The sequence below is a fragment of the Polaromonas jejuensis NBRC 106434 genome (genome assembly GCF_001598235.1).
GTDB lineage: Bacteria > Pseudomonadota > Gammaproteobacteria > Burkholderiales > Burkholderiaceae_C > Polaromonas > Polaromonas jejuensis.
This window is the reverse complement of record NZ_BCYO01000007.1, coordinates 197,163-223,262: the sequence shown is the minus strand read 5'-3', so window position 1 is coordinate 223,262 and position 26,100 is coordinate 197,163. Positions and strand designations below refer to the sequence as shown.

The 26,100-nt window shown below is 64.5% G+C and carries 25 protein-coding genes; 21 read left to right on the top strand and 4 right to left on the bottom strand.

Translation table 11 applies throughout. The features are described from left to right. The 8 genes from PJE01S_RS11340 to PJE01S_RS11305 all read left to right on the top strand — a co-directional run. Positions 1-903: LysR family transcriptional regulator (locus tag PJE01S_RS11340; protein ID WP_068833736.1), on the top strand; the 903-nt coding region annotated here is incomplete at its 5' end. A 67-nt stretch (positions 904-970) separates the two neighbouring features. Then, on the top strand, positions 971-2,542 hold the full coding sequence (locus PJE01S_RS11335; protein WP_068833705.1) for an ABC transporter ATP-binding protein: 1,572 nt from the start codon (positions 971-973) through the stop codon (positions 2,540-2,542). Further along, positions 2,529-3,626: an ABC transporter permease gene (locus PJE01S_RS11330; RefSeq protein WP_068833704.1), complete on the top strand. Its 1,098-nt coding sequence runs from the start codon at positions 2,529-2,531 to the stop codon at positions 3,624-3,626. Before PJE01S_RS11335 ends, PJE01S_RS11330 begins: the two co-directional genes overlap by 14 nt. Then, the gene (locus PJE01S_RS11325) at positions 3,626-4,546 is read left to right on the top strand and encodes an ABC transporter permease (RefSeq protein WP_068833703.1); all 921 of its coding nucleotides are present in this window, start codon (positions 3,626-3,628) and stop codon (positions 4,544-4,546) included. The genes PJE01S_RS11330 and PJE01S_RS11325 overlap by 1 nt, the downstream gene beginning before the upstream one ends. 73 nt (positions 4,547-4,619) lie before the next feature. Next, positions 4,620-5,774 carry a BMP family ABC transporter substrate-binding protein gene (locus tag PJE01S_RS11320; RefSeq protein WP_068833702.1) on the top strand — a complete coding sequence of 385 codons (1,155 nt, stop codon included), beginning with the start codon at positions 4,620-4,622 and terminating at the stop codon, positions 5,772-5,774. Positions 5,775-5,872: 98 nt separating this feature from the next. Beyond that, entirely contained in the window at positions 5,873-6,862 is a 990-nt protein-coding gene (locus PJE01S_RS11315) for an aromatic ring-hydroxylating dioxygenase subunit alpha (RefSeq protein ID WP_068833735.1), read from the top strand. Between the two features lie 17 nt (positions 6,863-6,879). After that, positions 6,880-7,920, top strand: a complete 1,041-nt coding sequence (locus PJE01S_RS11310; RefSeq protein ID WP_068833734.1) for an adenosine deaminase — start codon at positions 6,880-6,882, stop codon at positions 7,918-7,920. Positions 7,921-7,986: 66 nt separating this feature from the next. Further along, complete coding sequence (locus tag PJE01S_RS11305) at positions 7,987-9,246, top strand: YbfB/YjiJ family MFS transporter (RefSeq protein ID WP_068833701.1); 1,260 nt, start codon at positions 7,987-7,989, stop codon at positions 9,244-9,246. A 44-nt stretch (positions 9,247-9,290) separates the two neighbouring features. Here PJE01S_RS11305 and PJE01S_RS11300 read toward each other — a convergent pair whose 3' ends face one another. Continuing rightward, complete coding sequence (locus PJE01S_RS11300) at positions 9,291-10,280, bottom strand: LysR family transcriptional regulator (RefSeq protein ID WP_068833700.1); 990 nt, start codon at positions 10,278-10,280, stop codon at positions 9,291-9,293. Positions 10,281-10,367: 87 nt separating this feature from the next. Here PJE01S_RS11300 and PJE01S_RS11295 point away from each other — a divergent pair, with 87 nt between their 5' ends. From PJE01S_RS11295 to PJE01S_RS11250, 10 genes are all read left to right on the top strand, one after another. Continuing rightward, entirely contained in the window at positions 10,368-11,231 is an 864-nt protein-coding gene (locus tag PJE01S_RS11295; RefSeq protein ID WP_068833699.1) for a fumarylacetoacetate hydrolase family protein, read from the top strand. Next, on the top strand, positions 11,228-11,980 hold the full coding sequence (locus tag PJE01S_RS11290) for an SDR family NAD(P)-dependent oxidoreductase (protein ID WP_068833698.1): 753 nt from the start codon (positions 11,228-11,230) through the stop codon (positions 11,978-11,980). Before PJE01S_RS11295 ends, PJE01S_RS11290 begins: the two co-directional genes overlap by 4 nt. 101 nt (positions 11,981-12,081) lie before the next feature. Beyond that, the gene (locus PJE01S_RS11285) at positions 12,082-13,392 is read left to right on the top strand and encodes an MFS transporter (protein ID WP_068833697.1); all 1,311 of its coding nucleotides are present in this window, start codon (positions 12,082-12,084) and stop codon (positions 13,390-13,392) included. 31 nt (positions 13,393-13,423) lie between these two features. Then, positions 13,424-14,611, top strand: a complete 1,188-nt coding sequence (rhmD, locus tag PJE01S_RS11280; RefSeq protein WP_068833696.1) for an L-rhamnonate dehydratase — start codon at positions 13,424-13,426, stop codon at positions 14,609-14,611. A 122-nt stretch (positions 14,612-14,733) separates the two neighbouring features. After that, positions 14,734-15,819 carry a BMP family ABC transporter substrate-binding protein gene (locus PJE01S_RS11275; RefSeq protein WP_068833695.1) on the top strand — a complete coding sequence of 362 codons (1,086 nt, stop codon included), beginning with the start codon at positions 14,734-14,736 and terminating at the stop codon, positions 15,817-15,819. Positions 15,820-15,895: 76 nt separating this feature from the next. Beyond that, a complete protein-coding gene (gene queE, locus PJE01S_RS11270) occupies positions 15,896-16,531 on the top strand; it encodes a 7-carboxy-7-deazaguanine synthase (protein ID WP_068833694.1) in 636 nt (211 codons plus the stop codon). Positions 16,532-16,554: 23 nt separating this feature from the next. After that, positions 16,555-16,917 (top strand): 6-pyruvoyl trahydropterin synthase family protein, encoded by a 363-nt coding sequence (locus PJE01S_RS11265; protein WP_068833733.1) that lies wholly within the window; start codon positions 16,555-16,557, stop codon positions 16,915-16,917. Between the two features lie 82 nt (positions 16,918-16,999). After that, positions 17,000-18,292, top strand: a complete 1,293-nt coding sequence (guaD, locus tag PJE01S_RS11260; protein WP_068833732.1) for a guanine deaminase — start codon at positions 17,000-17,002, stop codon at positions 18,290-18,292. 181 nt (positions 18,293-18,473) lie between these two features. Beyond that, a complete protein-coding gene (gene dcd, locus PJE01S_RS11255; RefSeq protein WP_068833693.1) occupies positions 18,474-19,040 on the top strand; it encodes a dCTP deaminase in 567 nt (188 codons plus the stop codon). 200 nt (positions 19,041-19,240) lie between these two features. Further along, on the top strand, positions 19,241-19,618 hold the full coding sequence (locus tag PJE01S_RS11250) for a hypothetical protein (RefSeq protein ID WP_068833692.1): 378 nt from the start codon (positions 19,241-19,243) through the stop codon (positions 19,616-19,618). 45 nt (positions 19,619-19,663) lie between these two features. Here PJE01S_RS11250 and pcp read toward each other — a convergent pair whose 3' ends face one another. Further along, positions 19,664-20,335: a pyroglutamyl-peptidase I gene (pcp, locus tag PJE01S_RS11245; RefSeq protein WP_068833691.1), complete on the bottom strand. Its 672-nt coding sequence runs from the start codon at positions 20,333-20,335 to the stop codon at positions 19,664-19,666. Between the two features lie 76 nt (positions 20,336-20,411). Beyond that, positions 20,412-21,080, bottom strand: a complete 669-nt coding sequence (locus PJE01S_RS11240; RefSeq protein ID WP_245660730.1) for a DUF4136 domain-containing protein — start codon at positions 21,078-21,080, stop codon at positions 20,412-20,414. A gap of 192 nt (positions 21,081-21,272) precedes the next feature. Here PJE01S_RS11240 and ypfJ point away from each other — a divergent pair, with 192 nt between their 5' ends. Both ypfJ and PJE01S_RS11230 read left to right on the top strand, forming a co-directional pair. Continuing rightward, complete coding sequence (gene ypfJ, locus PJE01S_RS11235) at positions 21,273-22,175, top strand: KPN_02809 family neutral zinc metallopeptidase (protein WP_068833689.1); 903 nt, start codon at positions 21,273-21,275, stop codon at positions 22,173-22,175. A 164-nt stretch (positions 22,176-22,339) separates the two neighbouring features. Next, positions 22,340-23,782, top strand: coding sequence for a DEAD/DEAH box helicase (locus tag PJE01S_RS11230; RefSeq protein WP_068833688.1), 1,443 nt, complete (start codon positions 22,340-22,342; stop codon positions 23,780-23,782). Between the two features lie 33 nt (positions 23,783-23,815). Here PJE01S_RS11230 and PJE01S_RS11225 read toward each other — a convergent pair whose 3' ends face one another. Then, positions 23,816-24,661 (bottom strand): symmetrical bis(5'-nucleosyl)-tetraphosphatase, encoded by an 846-nt coding sequence (locus tag PJE01S_RS11225; RefSeq protein ID WP_068833731.1) that lies wholly within the window; start codon positions 24,659-24,661, stop codon positions 23,816-23,818. A gap of 24 nt (positions 24,662-24,685) precedes the next feature. Here PJE01S_RS11225 and PJE01S_RS11220 point away from each other — a divergent pair, with 24 nt between their 5' ends. Further along, on the top strand, positions 24,686-26,023 hold the full coding sequence (locus PJE01S_RS11220; RefSeq protein ID WP_068833687.1) for a hemolysin family protein: 1,338 nt from the start codon (positions 24,686-24,688) through the stop codon (positions 26,021-26,023). Positions 26,024-26,100 lie beyond the last annotated feature (77 nt).

Below are 26,100 nucleotides of genomic sequence, written 5' to 3'. Positions count from 1 at the left end.
GACCTCCATCTCATCAGGGTCTTGAACACCGTGCTCACCGAACGCAGCGTATCACGCGCCGCCATCCGCCTGGGAATGTACCAACCCGCCGTCAGCGCGGCGCTCAAGCGCCTGCGCGGTCTCGCGGGTGATCCTATCCTGGTGCGTTCGGGCGCCGGCATGGTGCCCACAGACGCCGGCCTGCGCATGATCGAACCCTCGGCCAGCATCCTGCGTGCGGCCGGCATGCTGTTCAGCGATGCCCGGGGCTTTGACCCCGCCACGGCCCAGACCACTTTCCGCCTGGCGGCCAGCGATTACCTCGACCCCCTGTTTTTGCCGCAGCTGGTCGCACAGATCAAGAGCCAGGCGCCGCATTGCCATGTTGAAATCCATCCGCTGTCGGCCGAATCCGACTACCGCGCCCAGCTGGCGCAGGGGCAGGTGGACATCGTGATCGGCAATTGGGCGGCGCCGCCCGACGATCTGCACATGGCGCGTCTCTTTGGCGACGAGGTGGTGTGCCTGGTGGCCGAAAACCACCCGGCCGTGCGCCGTGGCTGGGACCGTCAGGGCTGGCTGGAGGCCGAGCACATCGCGCCCACGGCCACGCACCCGGGTGCCAAGGGCGTGATCGACGAGCACCTCGACAGCCTGGGTCTGGCGCGCAATATCACGGTGCGCTGCCCGCATTTTGGGCTGATGCCCTCCATGGTGGCATCAAGCTTGCTGGTGATGACCACCGGCCGCCAGTACTGCGAGCGTTTTTCGGGCCGGTTAGCGGTGAAAATACTGCCTTGCCCCATTGAATTTCCCCGCATGATGTATTACCAGCTCTGGCACGAACGTACCCACGCGTCCAATGCGGCCAGGTGGCTGCGTGACCGGGTCAAGTCCGTGGCCTCCATGCTCCGAAAAGAATAGCTGCCTGTACCCGTTTATAAAGGGCAGGAAGCCTGAAACACCATAAATTTCCGGAATTCCAGAGACCATGACCGCTTTCTCCTCCCTGACCGACAAGCCCGCCGCCGCGCCGCTGCGGCTGCAGCTGTCGGGCATCACCAAGCGCTACCCGGGCGTGGTGGCCAACAGCGAGATCGCGCTGGCCGTGCAGCCCGGTGAAATTCACGCCGTGCTCGGCGAGAACGGCGCCGGCAAGTCCACGCTGATGAAAATCATCTACGGCGCGGTCAAGCCCGACGCCGGCAGCGTGGCCGTGGACGGCCAGCCGGTGGTGGTGCGCAACCCGCACGAGGCGCGGGCGCTGGGCATCAGCATGGTGTTCCAGCACTTCAGCCTGTTCGACACCCTGACGGTGGCCGAAAACGTCTGGCTCGGCCTGAGCAAGCGCCTGAGTCTGGCCGAGGTGTCCCAGCGCATCATGCAGACCACCGAGGCCTATGGCCTGCAGCTGGACCCGACGCGGCCGGTGCACACGCTGAGCGTGGGCGAGCGCCAGCGCGTGGAGATCGTGCGGGCGCTGCTGACCCATCCCAAGCTTTTGATCCTGGACGAGCCGACCTCGGTGCTGACGCCGCAGGCGGTGGAGAACCTGTTTGTCACCTTGCGCCAGCTCGCCGGCCAGGGCTGCAGCATTCTGTACATCAGCCACAAGCTGCATGAAATCCGCGCACTCTGCACCGCTTGTACCGTTTTACGCGGCGGAAAGGTATCCGGTGAATGCGATCCGCGCCAGGAGTCCAACGCCTCCCTGAGCCGCCTCATGATCGGGGCCGAGCCACCGGCGCTGGAGCACCGCGCGGCCCATGCGGGCGAGGTGGTGCTCGACGTGCACCGGCTGGATCTGGCCCGGGACGAGCAGTTTGGCGTCGATTTGCACCAGGTGGCACTGCAGGTGCGTGCCGGTGAGGTGGTGGGCATTGCCGGGGTTTCGGGCAACGGCCAGAAAGAGTTGCTGTATGCGCTGTCGGGCGAGGATACCCGGACGGCCGCCGCGGCCATCAGCGTCAGGGGCCAGGCGGCGGGCAAGCTGAGTCCGGGCCGCCGGCGTGCGCTGGGCCTGCACTTTGTGCCCGAAGAGCGCCTGGGGCGCGGCGCCGTGCCTTCGCTGTCGCTGGCCCGCAACCTGCTGCTCACGCGCAAGCAAGCCGTGGGCACCAGCGGCTGGCTGAAGGGCGGGGCGCTGCAGGCCCAGGCCGCGCAGATCATTGCACGCTACAAGGTCAAGGCCGGTGGGCCGCAGGCGGCGGCCAAGTCCCTGTCGGGCGGCAACCTGCAGAAATTCATCATGGGCCGCGAAATCGACGCGGCCCCGACGCTGCTGATCGTCTCGCAGCCCACCTGGGGAGTGGACGTGGGCGCGGCCACGCAGATTCGCGGCGAGCTGCTCAAGCTGCGCGACGCCGGCTGCGCCGTGCTGGTGGTGAGCGAAGAGCTCGAAGAGCTGTTTGAAATTTGCGATCGCCTCTATGTGATGGCCAAGGGCCAGCTCTCGCCCTCGCTGCCGCGCGCGGAAGCCACGGTGGCGCTGGTCGGTCAGTGGATGAGTGGCCTGTGGGCGCAGCCGGGCAAGGCATCGGAGGTGCAACATGCCGCAGCTTGAAGTCCGGCCCCAGGCCTCCTCCTTCTGGAGCTACGCTTCGCCCCTGCTGGCGCTGTTGATCACGGTGGCGATCGGCATGGGCTTGTTCCTGGCGCTGGGCAAGGACCCGGTCAAGGGCCTGCAGGTGTTTTTCTGGGAACCCATCAAGTCACCGTATGCGCTCGGCGAGCTGCTGGTCAAGGCCACGCCCCTGCTCATCATTGCGCTGGGCCTGGCCGTGTGCTTTCGCTCCAATGTCTGGAACATCGGCGCCGAAGGGCAATATGTCATGGGCGCTCTCGCGGCCGGTGGCGTGGCCCTGCTGGCCGACAAAACCACCGGGGCCTGGATCATGCCGGTGGTTTTGCTGGCCGGCGTGCTGGGCGGCATGGCGTGGGGCGGTATCACGGCGCTGCTGCGCGACCGCTTCAATGCCAATGAGATTCTGGTCAGCCTGATGCTGGTCTATGTGGCCGACATGGTGCTCAGCTACCTGGTGTTTGGCCCCTGGAAAGACCCCAACGGCTACAACTTTCCGCAAACCAAGACCTTTGAGGCCGTCACCCAGATCCCGCGCCTGATGCAGGGCTCGCGCGTCAACATCGGCATTGTGCTGGGCCTGCTCGGCGTGGCCGGGCTGTGGCTGTTTCTGTTCAGGACCTACGCCGGATTCCGGCAAGAGGTCAGCGGCCTGGCGCCGGCCGCGGCACGCTACGCGGGCTTTTCCTCGCGCCGCGCCTTGTGGGTGGCGCTGCTGGTGTCCGGCGGGGCGGCGGGTCTGGCCGGGGCGCTGGAGGTGGCCGGCCCGATTGGCCAGCTCACGCCCTACGTGCCGGCCGGTTACGGTTTTGCCGCCATCATCGTCGCCTTTGTCGGGCGGCTGCATCCGGTGGGCATGGTGTTTTCCGCCCTCCTGATGAGCATGTTCTATATCGGCGGCGAGCTGGCACAGTCGCGCCTGGGCCTGCCCAAGTCGCTCACCGGCGTGTTCCAGGGCCTGCTGCTGTTCAATCTGCTGGCCTGCGACACCCTGATTGCCTACCGCCTCAAAATATTCAAATCGCGCGTCAGCACGATGGCGGCGTCTGTGAAAGGAGCGCACTGATGGATTCCACCGCTTTGCTGGTGGCGGCGACCCTGAGCGCCGGCACCGTGCTGGTCATTGCCGCGCTGGGCCTGCTGATCAACGAAAAAGCCGGCATCGTGAACCTGGGCGCCGAGGGCATGATGCTGTGCGCCGCCATTGCCGGCTTTGCCACCGTGGTGCACACCGGCAACAGCTGGCTGGGCTTTGCGGCCGGCATGGCGGCGGGCGCGTTGCTGGCCGCCGGTTTCGGCGTGCTGGTGATCTGGCTCAACACCAACCAGTACGCCACCGGGCTGGCCCTGAGCCTTTTCGGCGCGGGCTTCTCGGCGTTTGCGGGCATCAAGTACGTGCAGGAAAAGCTGCCCGAGCAGTCGCAGCACCCCATTCCGTTCCTGGGTGATATTCCTTTCTTTGGCCCGGCGCTGTTCCGCCAGCATCCCATGGTCTATATCGCGATGGGATTGACGCTGGCGCTGATCTGGTTTTTATACCGCACGCGGGCGGGGCTGGTGCTGCGCTCGGTCGGCGAAAGCCCCGAGTCGGCCCATGCGCTGGGCTATCCGGTGCGGCGCATCCGGCTGGCGGCCGTGGTGGCGGGCGGGGCGCTGTGCGGCTTGGCGGGGGCCTATGTGTCGGTGGTGTACACGCCGCTCTGGGTCGAGGGCATGATTGCCGGCAAAGGCTGGATTGCGCTGGCCCTCACCACCTTTGCCACCTGGCGGCCGGCCCGGGTCTTGCTGGGTGCCTACCTGTTTGGCGGCGTGACCATGCTGCAGTTCCATCTGCAGGGTCTGGGCGTGAATGTGCCCAGCCAGTTTTTGACCATGCTGCCTTACCTGGCCACCATCGTGGTGCTGGTGCTGATCTCGCGCAACCCGCTGTGGATACGCGTGAACATGCCCAGCTCGATTGGCAAGCCGTTTTACCCCGGGGCCTGATGTTTCGGGTCGCATAATTTGACTTTCTTCCTCCAGCACCGATTCCTTGACCCTTGAACGAAAGCGAGATGACATGACTGACCTGCAAAAACGCTCCCTGCTCAAGCTGGCAGCACTCTCCGCGGTGGCGGCCGCCGCCCTGGTGGGTTGCGGCAAAAAAGAGGAGGCGGCTCCGGCACCGGCAGCCGCTCCTGCGGCAGCGGCTCCGGCCAAGCCCGAGCCGCTGAAAGTGGCTTTTGCCTATGTCGGCCCGGTGGGCGACGGTGGCTGGACCTTTGCCCACGACAACGGCCGCAAGGCGGTTGAAGCCGCTTATGGCGACAAGGTGGTCACGACCTTTGTGGAAAAAGTGCCTGAATCGGCCGATGCCGAGCGCGTGCTCCGCGACCTGGCCGGCCAGGGCAACAAGCTGGTCTTTGGCACTACCTTCGGCTACATGGAGCCCATGCTCAAGGTCGCCAATGACACCAAGGAGGTCAAGTTCGAGCATGCCACCGGCTACAAGACCGCCGGGAACCTGCGCACCTATGACAGCCGCACCTACGAAGGCGCCTACATGGCCGGCGTGGTGGCGGGCAAGATGAGCAAGTCGGGCACGCTGGGCGTGGTCGGCTCGGTGCCGATTCCTGAAGTGGTGCGCAACATCAACAGCTTCACGCTGGGCGCCCAGTCGGTCAACCCCAAGATCAAGACCAAGGTGGTCTGGGTCAACGAGTGGTTCAACCCGCCCAAGGAAACCGAGGCTGCCACGGCGCTGATCAATGGCGGTGCCGATGTGCTGTTCCAGAACACCGACTCGTCGGCCGTGCTGCAGACCGCCGAAAAAATGGGCAAGCGCGCCTTCGGCTGGGACTCCGACATGACCGCCTACGGTCCGAAAGCCCACCTGGCTTCTGCCGTGATCAACTGGGGACCTTACTATGTCAAGTCCGTGGGTGAGGTGCTGGAAGGCAAATGGAACGGCGGCACGGGCTCCTGGTGGGGCGTGAAGGAAGGCGCGATCGACCTGGTGTCCATCGCCGCCGACGTGCCTGATGAAACCAAAAAACGCATTGACGAAGTCAAGGCCGGCCTGAAGGACGGCAGCTTTGCCATCTGGAAAGGCCCGATCATGGACAACACCGGCAAGGAGCTGGTGGCCAAGGATACGGTCGCCGATGACAAGTTCCTGGGCGGCCTGAAAACCTACGTCAAGGGCGTGGAAGGCAAGGTTCCGGGCAATAACTGATCCACGGTCATGCCGCCGCGGCGTGACCTGATCGCCGCGCCGCCCCAGGGTGGCGCGATGGGAGCTGCCTTGGTGCAGCTCTTTTTATTGGTGAAATGATGATTGAAGAAACGATCTGGCACCCCGTTGCCCTGGCCACCGGCCTCACTGGGCAGCCGCTGGCCGCGCATTTGCTGGGGCATGAGGTGGTGCTGTGGCGCGATGAGGCTGGAGCGGTTCATGCGTGGGCGGACCAGTGCCCGCACCGCGGGGCCAAACTGTCTCTGGGGCGTGTCGAAAATGGGCAGCTGGAGTGCCCCTACCACGGCTGGCAGTTCGCCGCCTCGGGGCAGTGCGTCAAGGTGCCGGCCTTGCCCAACTTCACGCCGCCCGCCGCGCATTGCGCGCGGACTTACGCGGCGCAGGAGGCTTATGGGCTGGTCTGGGTGCGCCTGTCGGGTGGCGACGCCGCGGATTCGGCCGCCTTGCCCGCGTTTGCCGCCGAAGCCGATGCCCGCCTGCGAAAGCTCAATTGCGGCCCTTACGACGTGGCCACCAGTGCGCCGCGTCTGGTCGAGAACTTTCTGGACATGTCGCATTTCGGCTTTGTGCACGAAGGCTGGCTCGGCATGCGCGGCGCCAGCGCGATCGAAGACTACCGCGTCGAGGCGACGCCCACGGGCCTGCTGGCGACCCGGTGCAAGGCCTGGCAACCGCAATCCAACGTCCACTCGATTGCGCCGGCGCAGGTGGAATACAGCTATGAAGTGACCGCTCCCTATAGCGCGGTGCTGACCAAGGTGCCGGAGGCGGCGACGGTGTCTGTTGATGGTTACCGTGAGTCGATTGCCATGTTCATCAGCCCCATGACGCCGGAGCACAGTCGGGTCTGGTTCCGCCTGGCGGTGGCGGATTTTGTGTCGCCGGACGACAAGCTGCGCGATTTCCAGCACACCATCTTCATGCAGGACAAGCCCGTCCTGGAGTCCCAGAGGCCGCAGCGCCTGCCGCTGGACCTGCGTGCAGAATTGCATACGGCGGCGGACAAGGCGTCGTCCGCCTACCGCCGCCATCTCAAAAATCTCGGTATTAACTTTGGAGTGTGCTGATGTCTTCTGCCAGTTTCGTGCGCAAGGTCAAACCCGTTGCCGCCGACCGCCTGCCCGAGCTGCTCAGGCGCATGCCCAAGGCCGAGCTGCACATTCACATAGAAGGCTCGCTGGAGCCCGAGCTGATCTTTGCGCTGGCGCCGCGCAACGGCGTGAAGATTCCCTACGCCAGCGTGGAGGACCTTCGCCGCGCCTACGCCTTCACCAACCTGCAGAGCTTTCTCGACATTTACTACGCCGGCGCCAGCGTGCTCCTGAAGGAGCAGGATTTTTACGACATGGCGCGGGCCTACCTGCTGAAGGCGGCACAAGATAACGTGGTGCATGCCGAGCTGTTTTTTGACCCGCAGACCCATACGGCTCGTGGCGTGAGCATGGAAACCGTGATTCATGGTTTACACCGGGCCTGTGCAGATGCGCAGGCCGAGCTGGGCATCAGCGCGTCATTGATCTTGTGCTTCCTGCGCCATCTTTCCGAAGAGGATGCGTTTGAAACGCTGGAGCAGGCCTTGCCCTATCGCGACAAGTTCATTGGCGTGGGCCTCGATTCCAGCGAAGTGGGCAACCCGCCCGAGAAGTTTGCGCGGGTGTTTGCGCGCTGCCGCGAGCTGGGCCTGCATCGGGTCGCACATGCCGGTGAAGAGGGGCCGCCGGCCTATGTCTGGACCGCGCTGGACCTGCTCAAGGTGGAGCGCATAGACCACGGCGTGCAGTCCGGCCGGGACGCGGCGCTGATGCAGCGGCTGGCCGCTGACCGCATTCCGCTCACGGTGTGCCCGCTGTCCAACCTCAAGCTATGCGTATTTCCCGACCTGGCCAGCCACAACCTGCGCCAGCTGCTCGATGCCGGGCTGGTGGCCACCGTCAACTCGGATGACCCGGCTTATTTTGGCGGCTATATGAACGAGAACTTCACGCAGACCTTTGCGGCGACGGGGCTCAGCAGCCAGCACGCCTACACCTTGGCGCGCAACAGTTTCGCGGCCAGCTTCATCGATGCGGCCACGCGCCAGCGCCTTATCGGGCGGCTGGACGAAACCTTTGATACTTTCCAATGAGCGCAGCGCGCTTCGCCGCCGTATGGCGGCATCTCCGAATCTTCGGGACAGGCGGGTAGTGCATCAATGACCTCACGCGAGAAAACAAAAAAAACGCCAGGCCCCTGGGCCATCGCACTGGCGGGGCTGGTGTCACTGGCCGTGGCCATGGGCATAGGCCGCTTTGCCTTCACGCCGCTGCTGCCCATGATGCTGAGCGATGGCGTGATCGATCTGCCCGGTGCCAGCTGGCTGGCCAGCGCCAACTACTTTGGCTACATGCTGGGTGCCTTGCTGTGCTCGCTGCAGCCCTGGCTATGGGCCCGGTTTCGCCGGCTTCCCTTGCTGGCCTATTCGGCTATGGTGCGTGCGGGCTTGCTGGCCACCGGCGTGTTGACGCTGGCCATGGCCTGGCAGTTTTCTGCGGCCTGGCCCGGGCTGCGCTTTGTGGCCGGGGTGACGAGCGCGGTGGTGTTTGTGTACACCTCGGGGTGGTGTTTGTCGCGGCTGGCCAGGCTCGGTGTGCCGGCGATGGGCGGCTTCATCTATATGGGCCCCGGCGCAGGCATTGTGATGAGCGGACTGTTTGCCAGCGGCATGGTGGCCTGGCACTGGACCGCGGCCACGGGCTGGCTGATCTTTGGCGTGCTGGCCTTTGCCCTCACGGCCCTGGTGTGGCGCACGCTGCAGGGCCGGGATGAGCATTTGACGCCACTGGGCACGCGTGCGCCGGGTGCCGCGGCGGGTACGGCTGAAATCCCATCACCGCACGGCCAGGCGGAAATCAGCGCTTTCGTCCTGGCCTACGGCCTGGCGGGGTTCGGCTACATCATCACGGCCACCTTTTTGCCGGTGATTGCCCGGGCGGCGCTGCCCGGCTCCGCCTGGCTGGACATGTTCTGGCCCATCTTCGGCCTGGGCGTCATGCTGGGCGCCTTGCTGGCCACCCGCTTTCCGCACAACAAGGATTTCCGCTATTTTCTGGCAGGCGCCTACTTTTTGCAGGCGCTCGGCATTGCCGCCAGCCTGTGGAGTCCCAGTCTGGCCGGCTTTGCCATAGGCAGCCTGCTGCTGGGTTTGCCCTTCACCGCCATCACCTTTTTTGCGATGCAGGAGGTGCGCCGCCTGCGCCCCGCCACCGCCGCCAGCTTCATGGGGCTGCTCTCGGCCACTTACGGGGTGGGACAGATTCTGGGCCCGCCGCTGGTGGCGCTGCTGCTGCGGCACACCCGCAGCGCGGGCGAGGGTTTTACGCTGTCGCTGGAGATCGCCGCTTCGACCCTGGTGATGGGCGCTGCCATGTATCTGTGGATGATCAAGGCCTACCCGGTGTCGCGGCGAGCCTAAGCGTCATCCCTTGCCTGAGCGCAGGGGCTGGCCCTGCTGAAGCTTCAAGCACGGACGGCCGGCTTTCGCGTCCGGCGCGGCGCAGTCGCCGGTTCGGCGAAACGGTGCAGCAACTCGACGAATGTGGCGGCGATCTCCGACAGGGCTTCGCCCTTGCGCGTCAGCACCCCAAAGCCCTTCAGATCGCTGCCGATGGGGACGGGCAGTACGCGCAACAAGCCGGCCTTGACATGGTCGCGCACGACCGACTCCGGCAGCGCCGCCACGGCATCGCTGGTTTGCAGGAGCTGCAGCGTGGCGAAGACCGACGCGCATTCGACGACATTGGGCGGGGTGGACAGCCGGGCCTTGGCGAATTCTTCCTCGAGCAGCTGACGCGCGGGGCTGGTCACCGGCTGCAGTATCCAGGGCCAGTCCATCAGCGTCGCCAGTTGCAGCTTCTTGTGGCGCACCAGCGCATGTCCGCGTCGCACCACCATCTGCATGACTTCATTGGACAGCGGCGTGAAGTCAAACAGGTTGTGCTGCAGCAGCGAAGCAAAACGGCCCACGGCCAGCTCGATGTCATGGCGCTCCAGCGACGTGCTGATCTGGTCACTCGTCTCGCCAACCATGCGGATGTTGAGCAGGGGTCTTTCGCGTTTGATCTGCGCCACGGCACGCGCCACCAGGTCGGGCGCCGCGCCCATGATGGCGCCGATGACCAGCTGCCCGTGCCCGCCGCGCCGCTTGACCTCCAGCCCCTCGATGAAGCGCGCCAGGCTGGCCTGTGATTGCCGGGCATAGGCGACCACTTCTTCGCCCAGTGGTGTGGGCCGCAGCCCGCGCGAGTGGCGCTCAAACAGCGTGAACTGAAAAGCGGTCTCGATGTCGGCCAGCATCTTGGTCGCCGATGGTTGCGTGACGCTGATGCGTGTGGCGGCTTCGTGCAGCGTCCGGGTCTCGGCCAGCGCGGCCAGCAGTGCCCAGTGCTTGAGCCGCAGCCGGTTGATCAGCCTCGGTGCAGCGTTTGCTGTCATTTCTCGATATTCCATTTTGGAAATGCTTTGAATGAATTTTCAATTGGAATTGTATGGCTTGGCATCTTACAGTTCCCCATCAATCACGACAAAGGAGACATGATGAAGCTGGTTCGCTACGGCCAAGCGGGAGATGAAAAACCGGGAATGATAGACAGCGATGGCCGCCTGCGGGACCTGTCGGCCCATGTGATGGACATTCGCGGCGAGACGCTGGGGACTGCCTCGCTTGAACGCCTGGCGGCAGTCGATTCTTCGACACTCCCCCTGGTCGATGGCTCACCCCGCCTGGGGCCCTGTGTCGGTGGCGTGGGCAAGATGATCTGCGTGGGGCTGAACTATTCCGACCATGCCAGGGAGTCCGGCATGGCCATCCCCACCGAGCCGGTGCTGTTCATGAAGGCCACCAGCGCCATCGTCGGCCCCAACGATGACGTCGAGATTCCGCCCGGTGCGCAGAAGGTGGACTGGGAGGTAGAGCTCGGCGTGGTGATTGGAAGCACTGCGCGCTACGTTTCCAGGGAGCGGGCGCTGGACCATGTGGCGGGCTACTGCATCGTCAACGACGTGTCCGAGCGTGCCTACCAGCTCGAGCGCGGCGGCCAGTGGGACAAAGGCAAAGGCTGCGACACCTTTGGCCCCTTGGGTCCGTGGCTGGTCACGCGTGACGAGGTGCCCGACCCGCAGGCCCTCGACATGTGGCTGGAAGTCGATGGCAAGCGCTACCAGGATGGCAACACCCGCACCATGATTTTTGACGTGGCCACGCTGGTCTCCTACATCAGCCAGTTCATGAGCCTGCAGCCCGGTGACGTGATCTCCACCGGCACACCGCCCGGCGTGGGCATGGGCCAGAAGCCATCACCCGTCTACCTGTCAGCCGGGCAGGTCATGCGTTTGGGTATCGCCGGACTCGGCGAGCAGCAACAAAAAACCATCCCCGCCAATTTTCAGGAGACAAAATGAACCAGCTCGATCTCAACAAACGCGTGGCCGTGATCACCGGCGGCGCCCAGGGCATGGGCTACGCGACGGCGCAAAGAATGCTGGCCTCCGGCGCTGCGGTTGCCTTGTGGGATATCGATGCGCAACGCCTTGAACAGGCGCGCGAGACGCTCAAGCCTTCAGGCAAGGTCATTACGGCGGTGGTCGAACTGACGGACCAGGCCTCGGTGGAGGCTGCCACGCAGGCCACGCTGGCCGCGCTCGGACGCATCGACATCCTTGTCAACAATGCAGGCATCACCGGCGGCAACGGCACCACCTGGGAGCTGGCGCCGGAAGTCTGGCGACGGGTCATAGAGGTCAACCTCATCGGCCCTTTCCTCACCAGCCGCAGCATCGTGCCGCACATGGTCAAGCAGGGCTACGGCCGCATCGTCAACATCGCATCGGTGGCGGGCAAGGAGGGTAACCCCAACGCTTCGCACTACAGCGCATCGAAGGCCGGCCTGATCGGCTTGACGAAGTCGCTGGCCAAGGAACTGGCGAAGACCGGGGTGCTGGTCAATGCCGTCACGCCTGCCGCGGCCAAGACGGCGATCTTCGATTCGATGAAGCAGGAGCACATCGACTTCATGCTGTCGAAAATCCCTATGGGCCGCTTCCTGCAGGTCGACGAAGCCGCGTCGCTGATCGGCTGGCTGGCTTCGGAAGACTGTGCGTTCAGCACGGGTGCGGTGTTCGACCTGTCCGGCGGGCGCGCTACCTACTGATGCTGAATCCCCGCGCGGCGCCGGCATCGTGGCCGGCGTGCGCTGCTGCCTGGAGCGGCCACAGAGCCGTACCCGCCAAACTACAACCGGAGACTAATTTCATGAGCGTCAATCCCCATCCCGAACTCGAGCGGGTCACGGCCAAGGCCATTCGCCGGCTCGTGCCATTTCTGCTGCTGATGTATGTGCTGGCCTTTCTGGACCGTGCCAACATCGGCTTTGCCAAGCAGGCCTTTCAACTTGACACCGGCGTGTCGAATGCGGCCTATGCCTTTGGCGCCGGCATCTTCTTTATCGGTTATGCGCTGTTCGAGGTGCCCAGCAATCTCATCATGCACCGCGTCGGCGCCCGCATCTGGATGTGCCGCATCATGGTCACCTGGGGGCTCGTCTCGGCGGCGCTGATGTTCGTCACCAGCGAAACCTGGTTCTACGCATTGCGCTTTCTGCTCGGCGTCGCAGAAGCCGGGTTTTTCCCGGGCGTGATCTATTTCCTGACCAAGTGGTTTCCGGTCCATGCGCGGACCCGGGTGATCGGTCTCTTCTACTTCGGGGCGCCGCTGGCCTTCATTTTTGGCAGCCCCTTGTCTGGGCTCCTGCTGGAGATGCAGGGCGCATTCGGCCTGCACGGCTGGCAATGGATGTTCCTGGTCGAAGGCCTGCTGGCCAGCGCCGTCGGCATCTGGGCCTTCTGGTACCTGGACAACCGGCCCGAAGACGCGAAGTGGCTGACCCCGGCCGAGCGCGCCACGCTGGCCGATGCCATTGCCAGCGAAGAGCAGTACAAAGCCGTGCACGGACCGCGCAGCGTGCTGGCGGCCTTGACCAACACCCGGGTGCTCTTTCTGGCAGGGATTTATTTCATCATCCAGATGAGCGTTTATGGCGTCGTGTTTTACCTGCCCACACAGGTGGCGACACTGCTGGGCAAGAAGGTTGGCTTCGACGTCGGCCTGGTGACCGCCATTCCCTGGATTTGTGCCGTGATCGCCGTCTACCTGATCCCCCGCCTGGCCGAGCGCCGGCAGCAGCATGCCGGCATGGCCTGCGCGACGCTGGTGGTCTGCGCTGCGGGCATCGCGCTGTCGGTGTCGTCGGGCTCGCCGCTGCTGTCGCTGGTGGCGCTGTGCTTTGCCGCCGCCGGCTTCATCGCCGTGCAGCCCCTGTTCTGGACTTTTCCCACGGCCTATCTCGGCGGCGCCGCGGCGGCCGGTGGCATTGCACTGATCAACTCGATCGGCTCGCTGGGTGGTTTCTTCGCACCCAACGTCAAGACCTGGGCCGAGAAGGCCTTTGAATCGCCGAACGCCGGGCTTTACCTGCTGGCCGGCACGACGCTGATTGGCGCCGCACTTTTCCTGGCCTTGCGCCAGAGAAAACCAGTGCCGGTTGTGGCCACGCGCTCCGCCTGATATCCCGGACAAACCCAAGCAAGGAGTAACCATGAGCAACATGCCAACCATCAAACACGTGCGCGCCTTCACCCTGCGCGGCGGTGGGGCCGACTACCACGACCAGGGTGGCGGCCACTGGATCGACGACCACATCGCCACGCCGATGAGCAAGTACCCCGCCTACCGCCAGAGCCGCCAGAGTTTCGGCATCAACGTGCTGGGAACGCTGGTGGTGGAAATCGAGGCCAGCGACGGCACGGTGGGTTTTTCGGTGACGACCGGCGGCGAGCTGGGCTGCTGGATCGTCGAGAAGCATCTGGCCCGCTTCATCGAAGGCGCCAAGGTCACCGACATCGAAAAGATCTGGGACCAGATGTACAACGCCACGCTGTACTACGGTCGCAAGGGCATCGTGATCAACACCATTTCAGGCGTTGACCTCGCGTTGTGGGACCTGCTGGCCAAGGTCCGCAAGGAGCCCGTGCATGCACTGCTGGGCGGCCCGGTGCGTGACGAACTGACGTTCTACGCGACGGGGGCTCGCCCCGATCTGGCCAAGCAGATGGGCTTCATAGGCGGCAAGATGCCGCTGCACCACGGCCCGGCCGAGCGCGAGGATGGTTTTAAGAAAAACATCGACATGCTGGCTGATATGCGCAGCCGCGTCGGTGACGACTTCTGGCTGATGCTCGACTGCTGGATGAGCCTGGACGTGGAGTACGCCACGCGCCTGGCCCAGGCGGCCAGCGAATACAAGCTGAAGTGGATCGAGGAAGCCCTGCCGCCCGACGACTACTGGGGCTACGCCGAGCTGCGCCGCAACGTGCCGCGCGGCATGCTGGTGAGCACGGGCGAGCACGAGGCCACGCGCTGGGGCTTTCGCCTGCTGCTGGAGATGGGTTGCTGCGACATCCTGCAGCCCGATGTGGGCTGGTGCGGCGGCATCACCGAGCTGATCAAGATATCCAACCTCGCCGACGCGCACGGCAAGCTGGTGGTGCCGCATGGCTCCTCGGTTTACAGCTACCACTTTGTCATCACCCGCCACAACAGCCCGTTTGCCGAATTCCTGATGATGGCGCCCAAGGCCGACGAGGTGGTGCCTATGTTCCACCCGCAGTTGCTGGACGAGCCGGTGCCGGTCAATGGCCGCATGAAAGCCTCCGCGCTGGATGCGCCGGGTTTCGGCGTGCGGCTTAACCCGGAGTGTGCGCTGCACCGGCCATTCCCCCGCTGATGCGGGCTTTCCGGCGTATCGCCGGCAGTCGCCCGGCCTGAGGTATTAAAATACGGCTTCACCAGCGTGCTGTCTCGGCGCGCTGGTGTTTTGCTTGTTCCGGGGCCATGTAGAGGACTACCATGTATAAAAACCTCGCTGCCGTGCTCGCGGCCGCTTGTTTTATATTCCCCGCCTTTTCTCAATCTCCCGCGCCTGCAAAAGGGCCGCTCAAAATCGGCTTTGTCTATGTCACGCCGGTCACCGAGGCCGGCTGGGTGCACCAGCACGAGGAGGGCCGCAAGGCCGTCGAGGCGGCGCTGGGTGCTAAAGTCAAAACCACTTATGTGGAGGACGTGGCCGAGGGCGCAGACGCCGAGCGCGTGATCCGCGACCTCGCCGGTCAGGGCAACCAGCTGATCTTTACGCCGAGCTTTGGCTATATGGAGCCCACGCTCAAGGTGGCCAAGGACTTTCCGGACGTGAAGTTCGAATCCATCACCGGCTACAAAACGGCGGCCAACGTGGCCGTCGCCAATGCCCGCTATTACGAAGGCCGTTACCTCGCCGGTATCGCGGCCGGCCGTTTGGCCAGCAGCGCCGGCTATGTGGCGGGCTTTCCGATTCCCGAGGTGATCCAGGGCATCAATGCCTTCACGCTGGGCATGCGCTCGGTCAACCCCGGGGCCGAGGTCAAGGTGGTCTGGCTGGGCACCTGGTTCGATCCGCCGCGCGAGCGTGAAGCGGCCATGACGCTGTTCAACCAGGGCGTGGAGCTGATGGCGTTTCATACCGGCTCCACGGCCGTGATGAGCGCCGCGCAGGAGCGCGGCAAGCTGGCGGTTGCCTACCATTCCGACATGCGCAAGACCGCACCCGATGCGCAGGTGCTGGCCGTCACGCACCAGTGGGGCCGCTACTACACGCGCCGCGCCCAGGCGGTGCTGGACGGCAGCTGGAAAAGCGCCAGGCTGTGGGGCGGCGTGAAGGAAGGCATGATCCGCGTTGACGGCTTCGGCCCCAAGGTGCCGAAAAAAGTCGTCGACGAGGTGCTGGCACGCCAGCGCGACATTGCCACGGGCAAGCTGCACCCGTTTGCAGCGGGCAAGGCGCCCATCATGAGCAACGCTGGCACGCCAGCGATACTGGCCGGAACCGCGCTGTCCGACGAGCAGATTCTGGCCATGAATTTTCTGGTGCAGGGCGTGCAGGGCAAGCTGCCCAACTAACTGCCACCTGCCGGTTCAACCCCTGCGTGGGTGAGGCCGGCATCACTTATTCCAGAAAATTCCAGAAAAGACAGCCATGAGTTACCAGGTCAAAGAGATTTTTTACACGCTGCAGGGCGAGGGCGCCAACGCCGGTCGCCCCGCCGTCTTTTGCCGCTTCGCCGGCTGCAATCTGTGGTCCGGCCGCGAGCAGGACAGGGCCGGCGCCGTCTGCCAGTTTTGCGACACGGATTTTGTCGGCACCAACGGCACCTTGGGCGGCAAGTTTGCCGAAGCCGACGCGCTGGCGCGCCAGATCGAAGCCCAGTGGCCCGCCGGCGATACGGCGCACCGCTTCGTGGTGATGACCGGCGGCGAGCCGCTGCTGCAGGTCGATGCCGCGCTGATAGCGGCCCTGCACGCGCGCGGTTTCCTGATTGCGGTGGAGACCAACGGCACGATTGCCGCCCCCGAGGGCATAGACTGGATTTGCGTCAGCCCCAAGGCCGGTGCGCCCTGGGTGCAGCGCGAAGGCCAGGAGCTCAAGGTGGTCTGGCCCCAGCCGCGCCTGGATCTGGCCGAGCTGGAGGCCGCCCGCTTCACGCACCGCTACCTGCAGCCCATGGACAGTCCCGAACGGCTGCGCAACACCGAGGCTTGCATCCAGCTGTGCCTGGCGCGGCCCGCCTGGCGGCTCAGCCTGCAGACCCACAAGATCACGGGCATCCGATGAAATACGACGCTAAGGACGAAGCCATGCATTGCGAGATCAGCCAGACCTTTTATTTTGATGCGGCGCACACCCTCAAGCGCGCCATCGAGGCCGACGGCAGCAAGCGGGTGCACGGCCATACCTACAACGCCGAGGTCTTCGTCGCCGGCCAGCCCGACCCGACAACCGGCATGGTGATGGACCTGGGCCTGGTGCGGCGCGAGATCGCCGTGCTGCGCGAACAGCTGGACCACCATTTGCTCGACGAGGTTGAGGGCCTGGGCCCGCCCACGCTGGAGAACCTCTGCCAGTTCATTTTCCGCAAGCTCGATGCCCGCCTGCCCGGGCTTGCCTCGGTGCGCGTCTGGCGCGCCTCGCTGGGTGACGGCTGCCGCGTGAGCCGTTGAGTCCATGAGCCGGTGACGGGGCGATACACCTTATCGGGTTTTGCATATCGCCGCGCGCGGTGGCTGGGGTAACCTAGCGGCCATGAAAGCCTACCGCGCCGCCATCCTGTATTTCACTGGCCCTGCCCAGGCCGTGTATGAGGCCGACGGCCTGCTGGTGGTCGGGCCCGATGCCCAGGGCCGGCAGGTGGCGCAGGCGGTGGGGGCGTATACCCAGCTGGCGCCGCGCTTTGCCGAGGTGCCCATCGAGCATTTTCCGGGCCGCATCATCGCGCCCGGTTTTGTGGACATGCACATCCACTACCCGCAGCTGGACGTGATCGGTTCGCCCGCCGACGGTTTGCTGCCGTGGCTGGAAAATTACACCTTTCCACATGAAAAACGCTTCTCCGCCCCCGATTACAGTGCCCAGGTAGCTACGTTTTTCATAGCGGAGCTGCTGCGCAACGGCGTCACCACGGCGCTGACCTTTGCCAGCTCGCACCCGGAATCGGTCAACGCGCTGTTTGCCGAGGCGCAAAAACACCAGTTGTGCCTGATGGCCGGCAAGGTGCTGATGGACCAGAACGCCCCGGACGGTGTGCGCGACGAGACCGGGCAAAGCCTGATCGATACCGAGGCATTGATCCGGCGCTGGCATGGCGTGGACCGCCTGGGCTATGCCATCACGCCGCGCTTCGTGCCCAGCTGCAGCGAGGCGCAATTGCGCGGCGCCGGCGAGCTGGCCGCCCAATATCCCGAGGTGTGGATCCAGTCCCATGTGGCCGAAAACAAGGACGAAATCGCCTGGGTGCGCCAGCTCTACCCTGAGGCGCGCAGCTACCTGAGCGTGTACGAGGCGTTCGGCCTGCTGCGCCCGCGCGCCGTGTACGCGCACTGCATCCACCTGGACGACGAAGACCGTGCGCTGCTGCGCAGCACCGGCACGGCGGCGGCCGTCAGTCCTACCAGCAACCTGTTTCTGGCCAGCGGCTTTTTTGACTACGCCAGCGCCGACCGCGCGGGTTTCATGTACGGCCTGGCCAGCGACGTGGGCGGCGGCACCTCTTTCAGCCCGTTTCACACCATGCTCGCCGCCTATTACGTGGGCCGCCAGGGGCAGGGCAAAGAGGGCCTGTCGCTCAAGCCGCAGCAGCTCTGGTGGCAGCACACGGCCGGCGCGGCCCGGGCGCTGGGCCTTGAAGGCGTGGTAGGCAATCTGCAGCCCGGCTGCGAAGCCGATTTTGTCGTGATCAACCCGCAGGCCACGCCGCTGCTGGCCCGCAAAACCGCCCAGGCCGCCAGCCTCGACGAACTGCTGTTTGCCCTGATCGTGCTGGGCGACGACCGGCTGATTGAGAAAACCGTGATTTCCCAGGCCGGTAGCGCCGGCTAGCCGCTGTACGGAGAAATATGGGGTCAAATCGGCCTCCAGCCCAGGCAGGACGGGCGCAGGAAGCTATTTAATTGCTAGCGTCAGGCCTTGTTTCTGGGCCGCCTGCCGGATGAGGGCAAAGAGCCGGTTTTCCCTGGCGTCGGCTTGCCTACAATCACGGGCAACGCAAGGAACCTTCCGCATGAGCATCAAAAGCGACAAATGGATACGCCGCATGGCCGAAACCACCGGCATGATCGAGCCTTTCGAGCCCAGCCAGATCCGGCAGCGCGACGGCCACAAGATCATCAGCTACGGCACCTCCAGTTACGGCTACGACATCCGCTGCGCGCCCGAATTCAAGGTTTTCACCAACATCCACAGCACGGTGGTGGACCCGAAGAATTTTGACGAAAAGAGCTTTGTCGACTTTCATGGCGACAGCTGCATCATCCCGCCCAACAGCTTCGCGCTGGCCCGCACCGTCGAGTATTTCCGCATCCCGCGCAATGTGCTGACGATCTGCCTGGGCAAAAGCACTTATGCGCGCTGCGGCATCATCGTCAACGTGACGCCCTTCGAACCCGAATGGGAAGGCTATGTGACGCTGGAGTTCTCCAACACCACGCCGCTGCCCGCCAAGATTTACGCCGGCGAAGGCTGCGCCCAGGTGCTGTTCTTTGAAAGCGACGAGGTCTGCGAGACCAGTTACAAGGACCGCGGCGGCAAGTACCAGGGTCAGGTCGGGGTGACCTTGCCCAAGGCCTGAGGATCAGGCGATCAGCCGGGCAGCGCCAGCGCCGTCCGCGCTGGCACGGTAACCGCGGCGGTGGGGGGGGCTGCGGCAATGGCAAGCCGCCCGCCCGGGGTGTCATCGTATTTATCCTACAGCGGCATGGGGAAAGTACCGAATGGCATTTTGAAGCGCGGCAATAGCATGAGATCACACCGACGAAGAGGGAGTGAGCCATGTCTTCTGAGCATCTGAACAAAGTTGACGGATTGTCTTGCAAGACCTGGCTCGGTATCGCCGCATTCCTGGTCATGCTTTGCCAACTTGTGGCCATGGCCCTGGTCGTGGACAGGCAGATGGAGAAAGCGCAACTGCGAGACGCGCGCCACGCGTCTGTGGGAATGGCGATAGCCTCCTGCTATGAGCGCAGCGCGGGGCCGGCGCGCCTCAGCTGCATCCAGCAGGCGCAGGCAGCCGCTGATCCCGTCTCCGGGCTTGACACCGGCCAGCCAGTGCGGGCTGTGGCCACAGCCCCTGGCATTGAGTTTGTGGCGAAACCGGCCGTGCGTCAGATGCCCGGCATTCTGGCCGCTTCGTTGGCGACACGCCAATAATCCTCTCATTCACGCCTGTGACGCCGCAGGCCGCGGCAGAACCGGTCAGCTGATGGCGCCGGCGCCCAGTGCCATGTCCCGGGGCGTTGCCAGCGCGGTGGCCACAGCCAGTCGGAGTCCGCGCACCATGTCGTCCAGCGCCAGGCTGGGCTCACCCTGGCCGGGCACATAGGGCACATGGATAAAGCCGCCGCGTGCGTGCTTGAAACCCTGCTGCGTGGCCAGCGCATGCATCAGGCCATAAAACACATGGTTGCAGACAAAGGTGCCGGCGGTTTGTGACACCTCTGCAGGCAGGCCCGCTGCCTGCAGGGCTTGCAGCATGGCCTTGATGGGCAGCGTGCTGAAGTACGCGGCCGGGCCGCCCGCCACGATGGGCGTATCAACCGGCTGCCTGCCCGCGTTATCGGGCAGGCGGGCGTCGTCGAGGTTGATGGCCACGCGCTCCAGGGACAGGGCGCTTCGCCCGCCCGCCAGGCCCAGGCAAATCACCAGGGCCGGCTGGTGCAGGCGCAGCAGGCGTGCCAGCTCCATCAGCGACGTATTGAACACGGTGGGCAGTTGCGCTGCGACGATTTGATGGTCCGCGATTTGTTGGCCATGCAGTGCGCTCACGGCCAACCAGCTCGGATTGAGCGGCATCGGGGCATCTCTGGCCTCGCCAAACGCATCAAAGCCGGTGAGTAGTACGCGGTGAAGCGAAAAAGCCGTGCTCATGCCGACATTGTGAAGTGTCCCGGCATGGGCATGCTGAATGGGTGTGCCGGGCGGCTAACGGCGAACCGCCTGCCGGCTATTTCTTGATCATTGCGCCGGTTTTTCTGTCGAATTCCACCGTTCGCACCTGTCCGTTCTGGCCCGGAAACTCATCAAACACCGCACGCACCAGGTAGGGCACCAGCAGCGGCAGGTCGCCGCTCTCGCCTTCATACACGGCCTGCGATTCAAACACGGAGCGGGGCTTGCCTGGCGGGCTTGCCTGGGTGTCCAGCAGGCGTAGCCGCAAGCTGCTGGTGTGCAGGGTATAGCTCACCTGGCGGTCGCCGACATAGCGCGGCCCCCAGGGGTCCGCTGTCCAGAAGCCCGGGAAAACCCGGCCTCTCGCATCGCGGAAAGGCGGCACAAAGACATAGTTGTCCAGGTAAACCGGCTGCAGGTAGGTTTTTTGCTCGCTGTAGCCGGTGAACGACACGTCGGCCTGAATGCGCCCCAGCTGCCCGGCCGGTGCGCGCTTCAGGCCCTGCGCTTCAAGCGCGGCCTGCACATGGCTCTCGTAGGTGGCTTGCTCGAGTTCGCGCCTGCTGTCCACCGGGGTCAGAAAGCTGAAGGTGCTGCCGGCCGCATCGCCGGGCCACTGGTTAAAGCTGGTGACCCGGGTCGTGATCGGACCGGCGCAGGCGCTCAGCAAGGCCGCGACCAGCAGCGCCAAGCCCAGCCGCGGCGAGAAAAACAGGGCGGACATCGCGGAATGGCGAAAAGCGGCAAAACGCATGAAAAATAGATACATCGGGCTTCAATTTTGTTCCGCCGGGCCAAGCTCGCTCAAGTAAAGTCGGCGCATGCGCTGCCTTCTGGCCCGTGCGGAGAGTTTTGCACGGGCTGCAGGGGTGGCAAAGACATTTTGCCCGGAATGGATGGGCGATCAGGAGCGACCATGAAGTGGGAAGGCAATCGGGAATCCGACAACGTCGAAGACCGGCGCGATGACGAGGGGGGCGGGGGCGGCGGTTTTAGCGGCGGCGGCCTGCTGGGCGGCCGCAGCATAGGCATTGGCACCATTGTGGTGGCCTTGCTGGGCGGCTGGGTTTTAGGCATCAATCCGCTCACGATACTGAACCTGCTCAGCGGCGGCGCGCCGACCGCCCAGGTGCAGCAGCAACAGCCGCAGAGGCCCGCGCACCGGCCGCCGGCCGATGACCACATGGCCAAGTTTGTCTCCACCGTGCTGGCAGACACCGAGGATGTCTGGAAGGATGTGTTCGCCAAGGCCGGCGGCACTTACAAGGAGCCGCACCTGGTGCTGTTCCGTGGCGCGACGCAAACCGCCTGCGGCCAGGGCCAGGCGGCGATGGGGCCGTTTTACTGCCCGGCCGACCAGAAGGTCTATATCGATCTCGGTTTTTACGAAACCCTGAAAAACCGTTTGGGCGCGCCTGGCGAATTTGCCCAGGCCTATGTGATTGCGCATGAGGTGGGTCACCATGTGCAGAACCTGCTGGGCATCAGCGCCAAGATGGACCAGATGCGCGGCCGGGTCAGCAAGGTCGAATACAACGCGCTGAGCGTGAGGCTGGAGTTGCAGGCCGACTGCTTTGCCGGCGTGTGGGCATACAACGCCAACAATTCCCGCCAGATCCTGGAGGGCGGTGACATCGAGTCCGCCATGAATGCAGCGGCCAAAATTGGCGATGATGCCCTGCAGCGCAGCAGTGGCGGTGCCGTGGTGCCCGAGAGCTTTACCCACGGCACCAGCGCCCAGCGCCAGCGCTGGTTCAACACCGGCCTGAAAACCGGCAGTATCAAGGCCTGCGACACCTTCAGCGCCCGGAATTTATAGGAAATCATGCTCTAGCCAAGACGGGTAGGGCGCAGGTAGCTATGAATATGCTAGCGGCATGCGTATGGCCAGCCACGAGTCGGGCCGAGCCTGGCGGGATGTTGCCGGTTTGCTTGAGCGGTAAAAAGGGGTATTTGGCCCAAAGTGCGACAATAGAGGGCTAAATGACATCCTCTTTCTCGAATTTATCGCTGGCGGAACCGCTGGCCCGCGCCGTAGCCGATATGGGCTACGAAACCATGACGCCCATCCAGGAGCAGGCCATTCCGGTCGTTCTGCAGGGCCGGGACGTGATGGGCGCCGCGCAGACCGGTACCGGCAAAACCGCGGCTTTCTCGCTACCGCTGCTGCAGCGCATGCTGAAGCACGAAAACGCGTCGACCTCGCCCGCGCGCCACCCGGTGCGGGCGCTGGTGCTGCTGCCGACTCGCGAGCTGGCCGTTCAGGTGGCCGAACAGGTCAAGCTCTACGCCAAGCACACCAGCCTGCGCAGTGCCGTGGTGTTTGGCGGCATGGACATGAAGCCGCAAACGGCTGAGCTCAAAAAAGGCGTTGAGGTGCTGGTGGCGACGCCGGGGCGTTTGCTCGACCACATCGAAGCCAAAAACACCGTGCTGAACCAGGTGGAGTATGTGGTGCTGGACGAAGCCGACCGCATGCTGGACATCGGCTTTTTGCCTGACCTGCAGCGCATTCTGAGCTACCTGCCCAAGCAGCGCATCACGCTGCTGTTCTCGGCCACCTTCTCCCCTGAAATCAAACGCCTGGCGAACAGCTACCTGCAGGACCCGGTGACGATTGAAGTCGCGCGTTCCAACGCCACGGCCTCGACGGTGGAGCAGCATTTCTACAGCGTGGGCGCCGACGACAAGCGCCGCGCGCTGCACCAGATTCTTCGCCAGCGCGGCATGAAGCAGGCTTTCGTCTTTGTCAACAGCAAGCTGGGCTGCGCGCGCCTGGCCCGCTCGCTGGAGCGTGAAGGTCTCAAGACCACCGCGCTGCACGGCGACAAGAGCCAGGACGAGCGCCTGAAGGCCCTGGATGCCTTCAAGAAAGGCGAAGTCGACCTGCTGGTCTGTACCGACGTGGCGGCCCGCGGCCTGGACATCAAGGACGTGCCGGCGGTGTTCAACTTCGACGTGCCCTTCAACGCCGAAGACTATGTGCACCGCATTGGCCGCACCGGCCGGGCAGGCGCATCGGGCCTGGCGGTGAGCTTTGTGGCCGGCAGCGACCAGCGCCTGGTGGCCGACATTGAAAAGCTGATCAAGACCAAGATCGAGCTGGAGCCCGTCGAATTCGAGGAAGACCTGCCGCGCATCAGGGAACAGGGCCGCATCAACGATGGTCGCCGCATGTACCGCGAAGCCGAGGACGGCGCTGGGCGTGAAAGGCCGGAACGTCGGGAGCGCCGCGAGTACACCCCGTATCGCCAGCCCGCAGCACCGCGAGATCCATTTTTTGACCAGCCCTACGAACCCAGCGCCTCTGCAGACCTGCAGCCATCCTGGGAAGCGGCCGCCAAGGCCAGCCCTGCGCGCAGCGGTGTGTCGGCCAACATCAAGCCGAAGAAAAAAATCGCGGCACTGTTCAAGACCGCCAGCTAAAGCCCAAGGCTAGCCCAAGTCCAGGCGCCCTGGTTAAGGTATGGGGTTTTGCGCCTGGGCGCAGGCCACAGAGATCAGCTCATACTCGGCTGGCGTCGGCCCCAGCCTGGCGGCCGTCAGGCAACCACCCCACACACAGCCGGTGTCCAGCGGCAGCAGCTGGCTGCCGGTATTCAGGGTATCTTGCGCCTTGAGCGTTGACCAGTGGCCAAACATCACCGGCGTGCCCTCGGTCTGGCGCCCCGGCACATCAAACCACGGCAGGTAGCCCTGCTGCGCGGCCTCCGCACCCTCCTTGGTGGCAAACTCCATCACCCCTTGCGGGGTGCAAAAGCGCAAGCGCGTCAGCGCATTAACCACCACCCTAAGCCGGTCCGCGCCCTGCAGGCTGTCGTGCCACTGGCAGGGGGTGTTGCCATACATTTTGCTCAAAAACCCTTTCAGGTCGGGCCCGCGCAGCGCATGCTCCACCTCGGCGGCCAGTGCCAGGGTTTTAGCGGTGCTCCACTGCGGCAGCACGCCGGCATGCACCATCAGCCAGCCGTGTGCGTGAATCGCCATGTTGCGGTGGCACAGCCAGTCCAGCAGGGCGCTGCGGTCACTGGCCTGCAGGATGTCCTGCGCGGTATCGCTGCGGTGCAGCTTGCCCATGCCCTGCCACAAGGCCAGCAGATGCAGGTCGTGGTTGCCCAGCAGGCACTGCGCGGCATCGCCCAGGCGGCTCAGGTGGCGCAGCACGGCCAGCGAGTGCGGGCCGCGGTTGACCAGATCGCCCAGCAGGTACAGGGTGTCCCGGCTGGGTGAGAAATCAATCTTTTGCAGCAGGCGTTGAAAGGGGTCATTGCAACCCTGCAGGTCGCCGATACAGTAAAGTGCCATGGTGTTCATTCTGCCTCTGGATTCATGGATTTCCTCCTTATCGCCTTTCTAACGTTGCTCAATGGCGTGTTTGCCATGTCGGAGATGGCGCTGGCCTCCAGCCGCAAGGCGCGGCTCACCGCCATGACCGAATCGGGGGACAGGGGCGCGCAAGCGGCTCTGGGCCTGCTGGACAACCCCACGCAATTCCTGTCATCGGTGCAGGTGGGCATTACCTCCATAGGCATGCTGAACGGGATTATTGGCGAAGCGGCTTTCAGCAGTGGCGTGTCGGTCTGGATACAGGGCTTTGGCCCGTCCGAGCGGGCCGCCGAAATTTCAGCCACGGCGATCGTGGTCACGGTGATTACCTTCATCACCATCGTGTTTGGCGAACTGGTGCCCAAGCGGATTGGCCAGCTCTACCCCGAAACCGTCGCCCGTCTGGTCGCCAGGCCCATGATGTGGGTGGCCAGCGGCGCCAAGCCTTTTGTCAGGCTGCTCTCAATCAGCACCCATGCCACGCTCAAGCTGCTGCGCGTCGACAACGCCGCCGGCCGGTCCGTGACCGAAGAGGAAATTGCCGCCAGCCTTGAAGAGGGCGTCGATGCCGGGCTGATCGAAGAACATGAGCACCAGATGGTGCAGAACGTGTTTTTGCTCGACGACCGCTTGCTGACCTCGCTGATGCTGCCGCGCTCCGATATCGAGTGGCTCGATGCCTCCGACAGCGTGGCCCAAGCCATTGAAAAAGCTGGCGTGACCGGGCACTCGTGGTACCCGGTATGCCGGGGCAGCCTGGACGATGTGGTGGGCGTGGTCAATGTGGCCAGCTTGCTCGCCCTGCATTGCCAGATTCAGCCGCCAGCGACGGGCCACGAATCAGCGACAACGCCGATGGCCACCGACCGCATTGATGCCTATGCCGTACCCGCCGTGTTTGTGCCTGAAACGCTCACAGGCATGGAACTGCTCGAGCAGTTTCGCGCCAGGTCCACCCGCATCGTGTTTGTGGTCGACGAATATGGCGTGGTGCAAGGCCTGGTGACGCCCATGGACATGCTGGAGGCCATCACCGGCGAGTTGCAGCCCGGCGCGCAGGTGGACGCCTGGGCGATCGAGCGCGAGGACGGCAGCTGGCTGATCGACGGCGTGATGCCGGTGTCTGAACTCAAGGCCAGGCTGGACATCAGGGAGCTGCCCGAAGAGGAAAAGGGGCGCTACAACACGGTGGCCGGCCTGCTTCAAAGCGTGTCGGGCCGGCTGTTGGCGACTGGTGAGAAGGTCGAGTGTGCCGGCTGGCGCTTTGAGGTGCTGGACCTGGACGGCAAACGCATAGACAAGGTGCTGGCCAGCCGCGCCGCCGAACCCACCGCCGGTTGAGCCCTGCGCCGCGGGCCGCCTGCAGGCCAAGCTGGAGCGCAACCGCAAGATACGCTTTACCAATTTCGACCCGCTCA

What these genes read in the sequence shown, in the direction of transcription:
- PJE01S_RS11335 (WP_068833705.1), top strand. Translation starts at nt 971, where the DNA reads ATGACCGCTTTCTCCTCCCTGACCGACAAGCCCGCCGCCGCGCCGCTG.
- PJE01S_RS11330 (WP_068833704.1), top strand. Translation starts at nt 2,529, where the DNA reads ATGCCGCAGCTTGAAGTCCGGCCCCAGGCCTCCTCCTTCTGGAGCTAC.
- PJE01S_RS11325 (WP_068833703.1), top strand. Translation starts at nt 3,626, where the DNA reads ATGGATTCCACCGCTTTGCTGGTGGCGGCGACCCTGAGCGCCGGCACC.
- PJE01S_RS11320 (WP_068833702.1), top strand. Translation starts at nt 4,620, where the DNA reads ATGACTGACCTGCAAAAACGCTCCCTGCTCAAGCTGGCAGCACTCTCC.
- PJE01S_RS11315 (WP_068833735.1), top strand. Translation starts at nt 5,873, where the DNA reads ATGATTGAAGAAACGATCTGGCACCCCGTTGCCCTGGCCACCGGCCTC.
- PJE01S_RS11305 (WP_068833701.1), top strand. Translation starts at nt 7,987, where the DNA reads ATGACCTCACGCGAGAAAACAAAAAAAACGCCAGGCCCCTGGGCCATC.
- PJE01S_RS11300 (WP_068833700.1), bottom strand. Translation starts at nt 10,280, where the DNA reads ATGGAATATCGAGAAATGACAGCAAACGCTGCACCGAGGCTGATCAAC.
- PJE01S_RS11295 (WP_068833699.1), top strand. Translation starts at nt 10,368, where the DNA reads ATGAAGCTGGTTCGCTACGGCCAAGCGGGAGATGAAAAACCGGGAATG.
- PJE01S_RS11290 (WP_068833698.1), top strand. Translation starts at nt 11,228, where the DNA reads ATGAACCAGCTCGATCTCAACAAACGCGTGGCCGTGATCACCGGCGGC.
- PJE01S_RS11285 (WP_068833697.1), top strand. Translation starts at nt 12,082, where the DNA reads ATGAGCGTCAATCCCCATCCCGAACTCGAGCGGGTCACGGCCAAGGCC.
- rhmD (WP_068833696.1), top strand. Translation starts at nt 13,424, where the DNA reads ATGAGCAACATGCCAACCATCAAACACGTGCGCGCCTTCACCCTGCGC.
- PJE01S_RS11275 (WP_068833695.1), top strand. Translation starts at nt 14,734, where the DNA reads ATGTATAAAAACCTCGCTGCCGTGCTCGCGGCCGCTTGTTTTATATTC.
- queE (WP_068833694.1), top strand. Translation starts at nt 15,896, where the DNA reads ATGAGTTACCAGGTCAAAGAGATTTTTTACACGCTGCAGGGCGAGGGC.
- PJE01S_RS11265 (WP_068833733.1), top strand. Translation starts at nt 16,555, where the DNA reads ATGCATTGCGAGATCAGCCAGACCTTTTATTTTGATGCGGCGCACACC.
- guaD (WP_068833732.1), top strand. Translation starts at nt 17,000, where the DNA reads ATGAAAGCCTACCGCGCCGCCATCCTGTATTTCACTGGCCCTGCCCAG.
- dcd (WP_068833693.1), top strand. Translation starts at nt 18,474, where the DNA reads ATGAGCATCAAAAGCGACAAATGGATACGCCGCATGGCCGAAACCACC.
- PJE01S_RS11250 (WP_068833692.1), top strand. Translation starts at nt 19,241, where the DNA reads ATGTCTTCTGAGCATCTGAACAAAGTTGACGGATTGTCTTGCAAGACC.
- pcp (WP_068833691.1), bottom strand. Translation starts at nt 20,335, where the DNA reads ATGAGCACGGCTTTTTCGCTTCACCGCGTACTACTCACCGGCTTTGAT.
- PJE01S_RS11240 (WP_245660730.1), bottom strand. Translation starts at nt 21,080, where the DNA reads ATGTCCGCCCTGTTTTTCTCGCCGCGGCTGGGCTTGGCGCTGCTGGTC.
- ypfJ (WP_068833689.1), top strand. Translation starts at nt 21,273, where the DNA reads ATGAAGTGGGAAGGCAATCGGGAATCCGACAACGTCGAAGACCGGCGC.
- PJE01S_RS11230 (WP_068833688.1), top strand. Translation starts at nt 22,340, where the DNA reads ATGACATCCTCTTTCTCGAATTTATCGCTGGCGGAACCGCTGGCCCGC.
- PJE01S_RS11225 (WP_068833731.1), bottom strand. Translation starts at nt 24,661, where the DNA reads ATGGCACTTTACTGTATCGGCGACCTGCAGGGTTGCAATGACCCCTTT.
- PJE01S_RS11220 (WP_068833687.1), top strand. Translation starts at nt 24,686, where the DNA reads ATGGATTTCCTCCTTATCGCCTTTCTAACGTTGCTCAATGGCGTGTTT.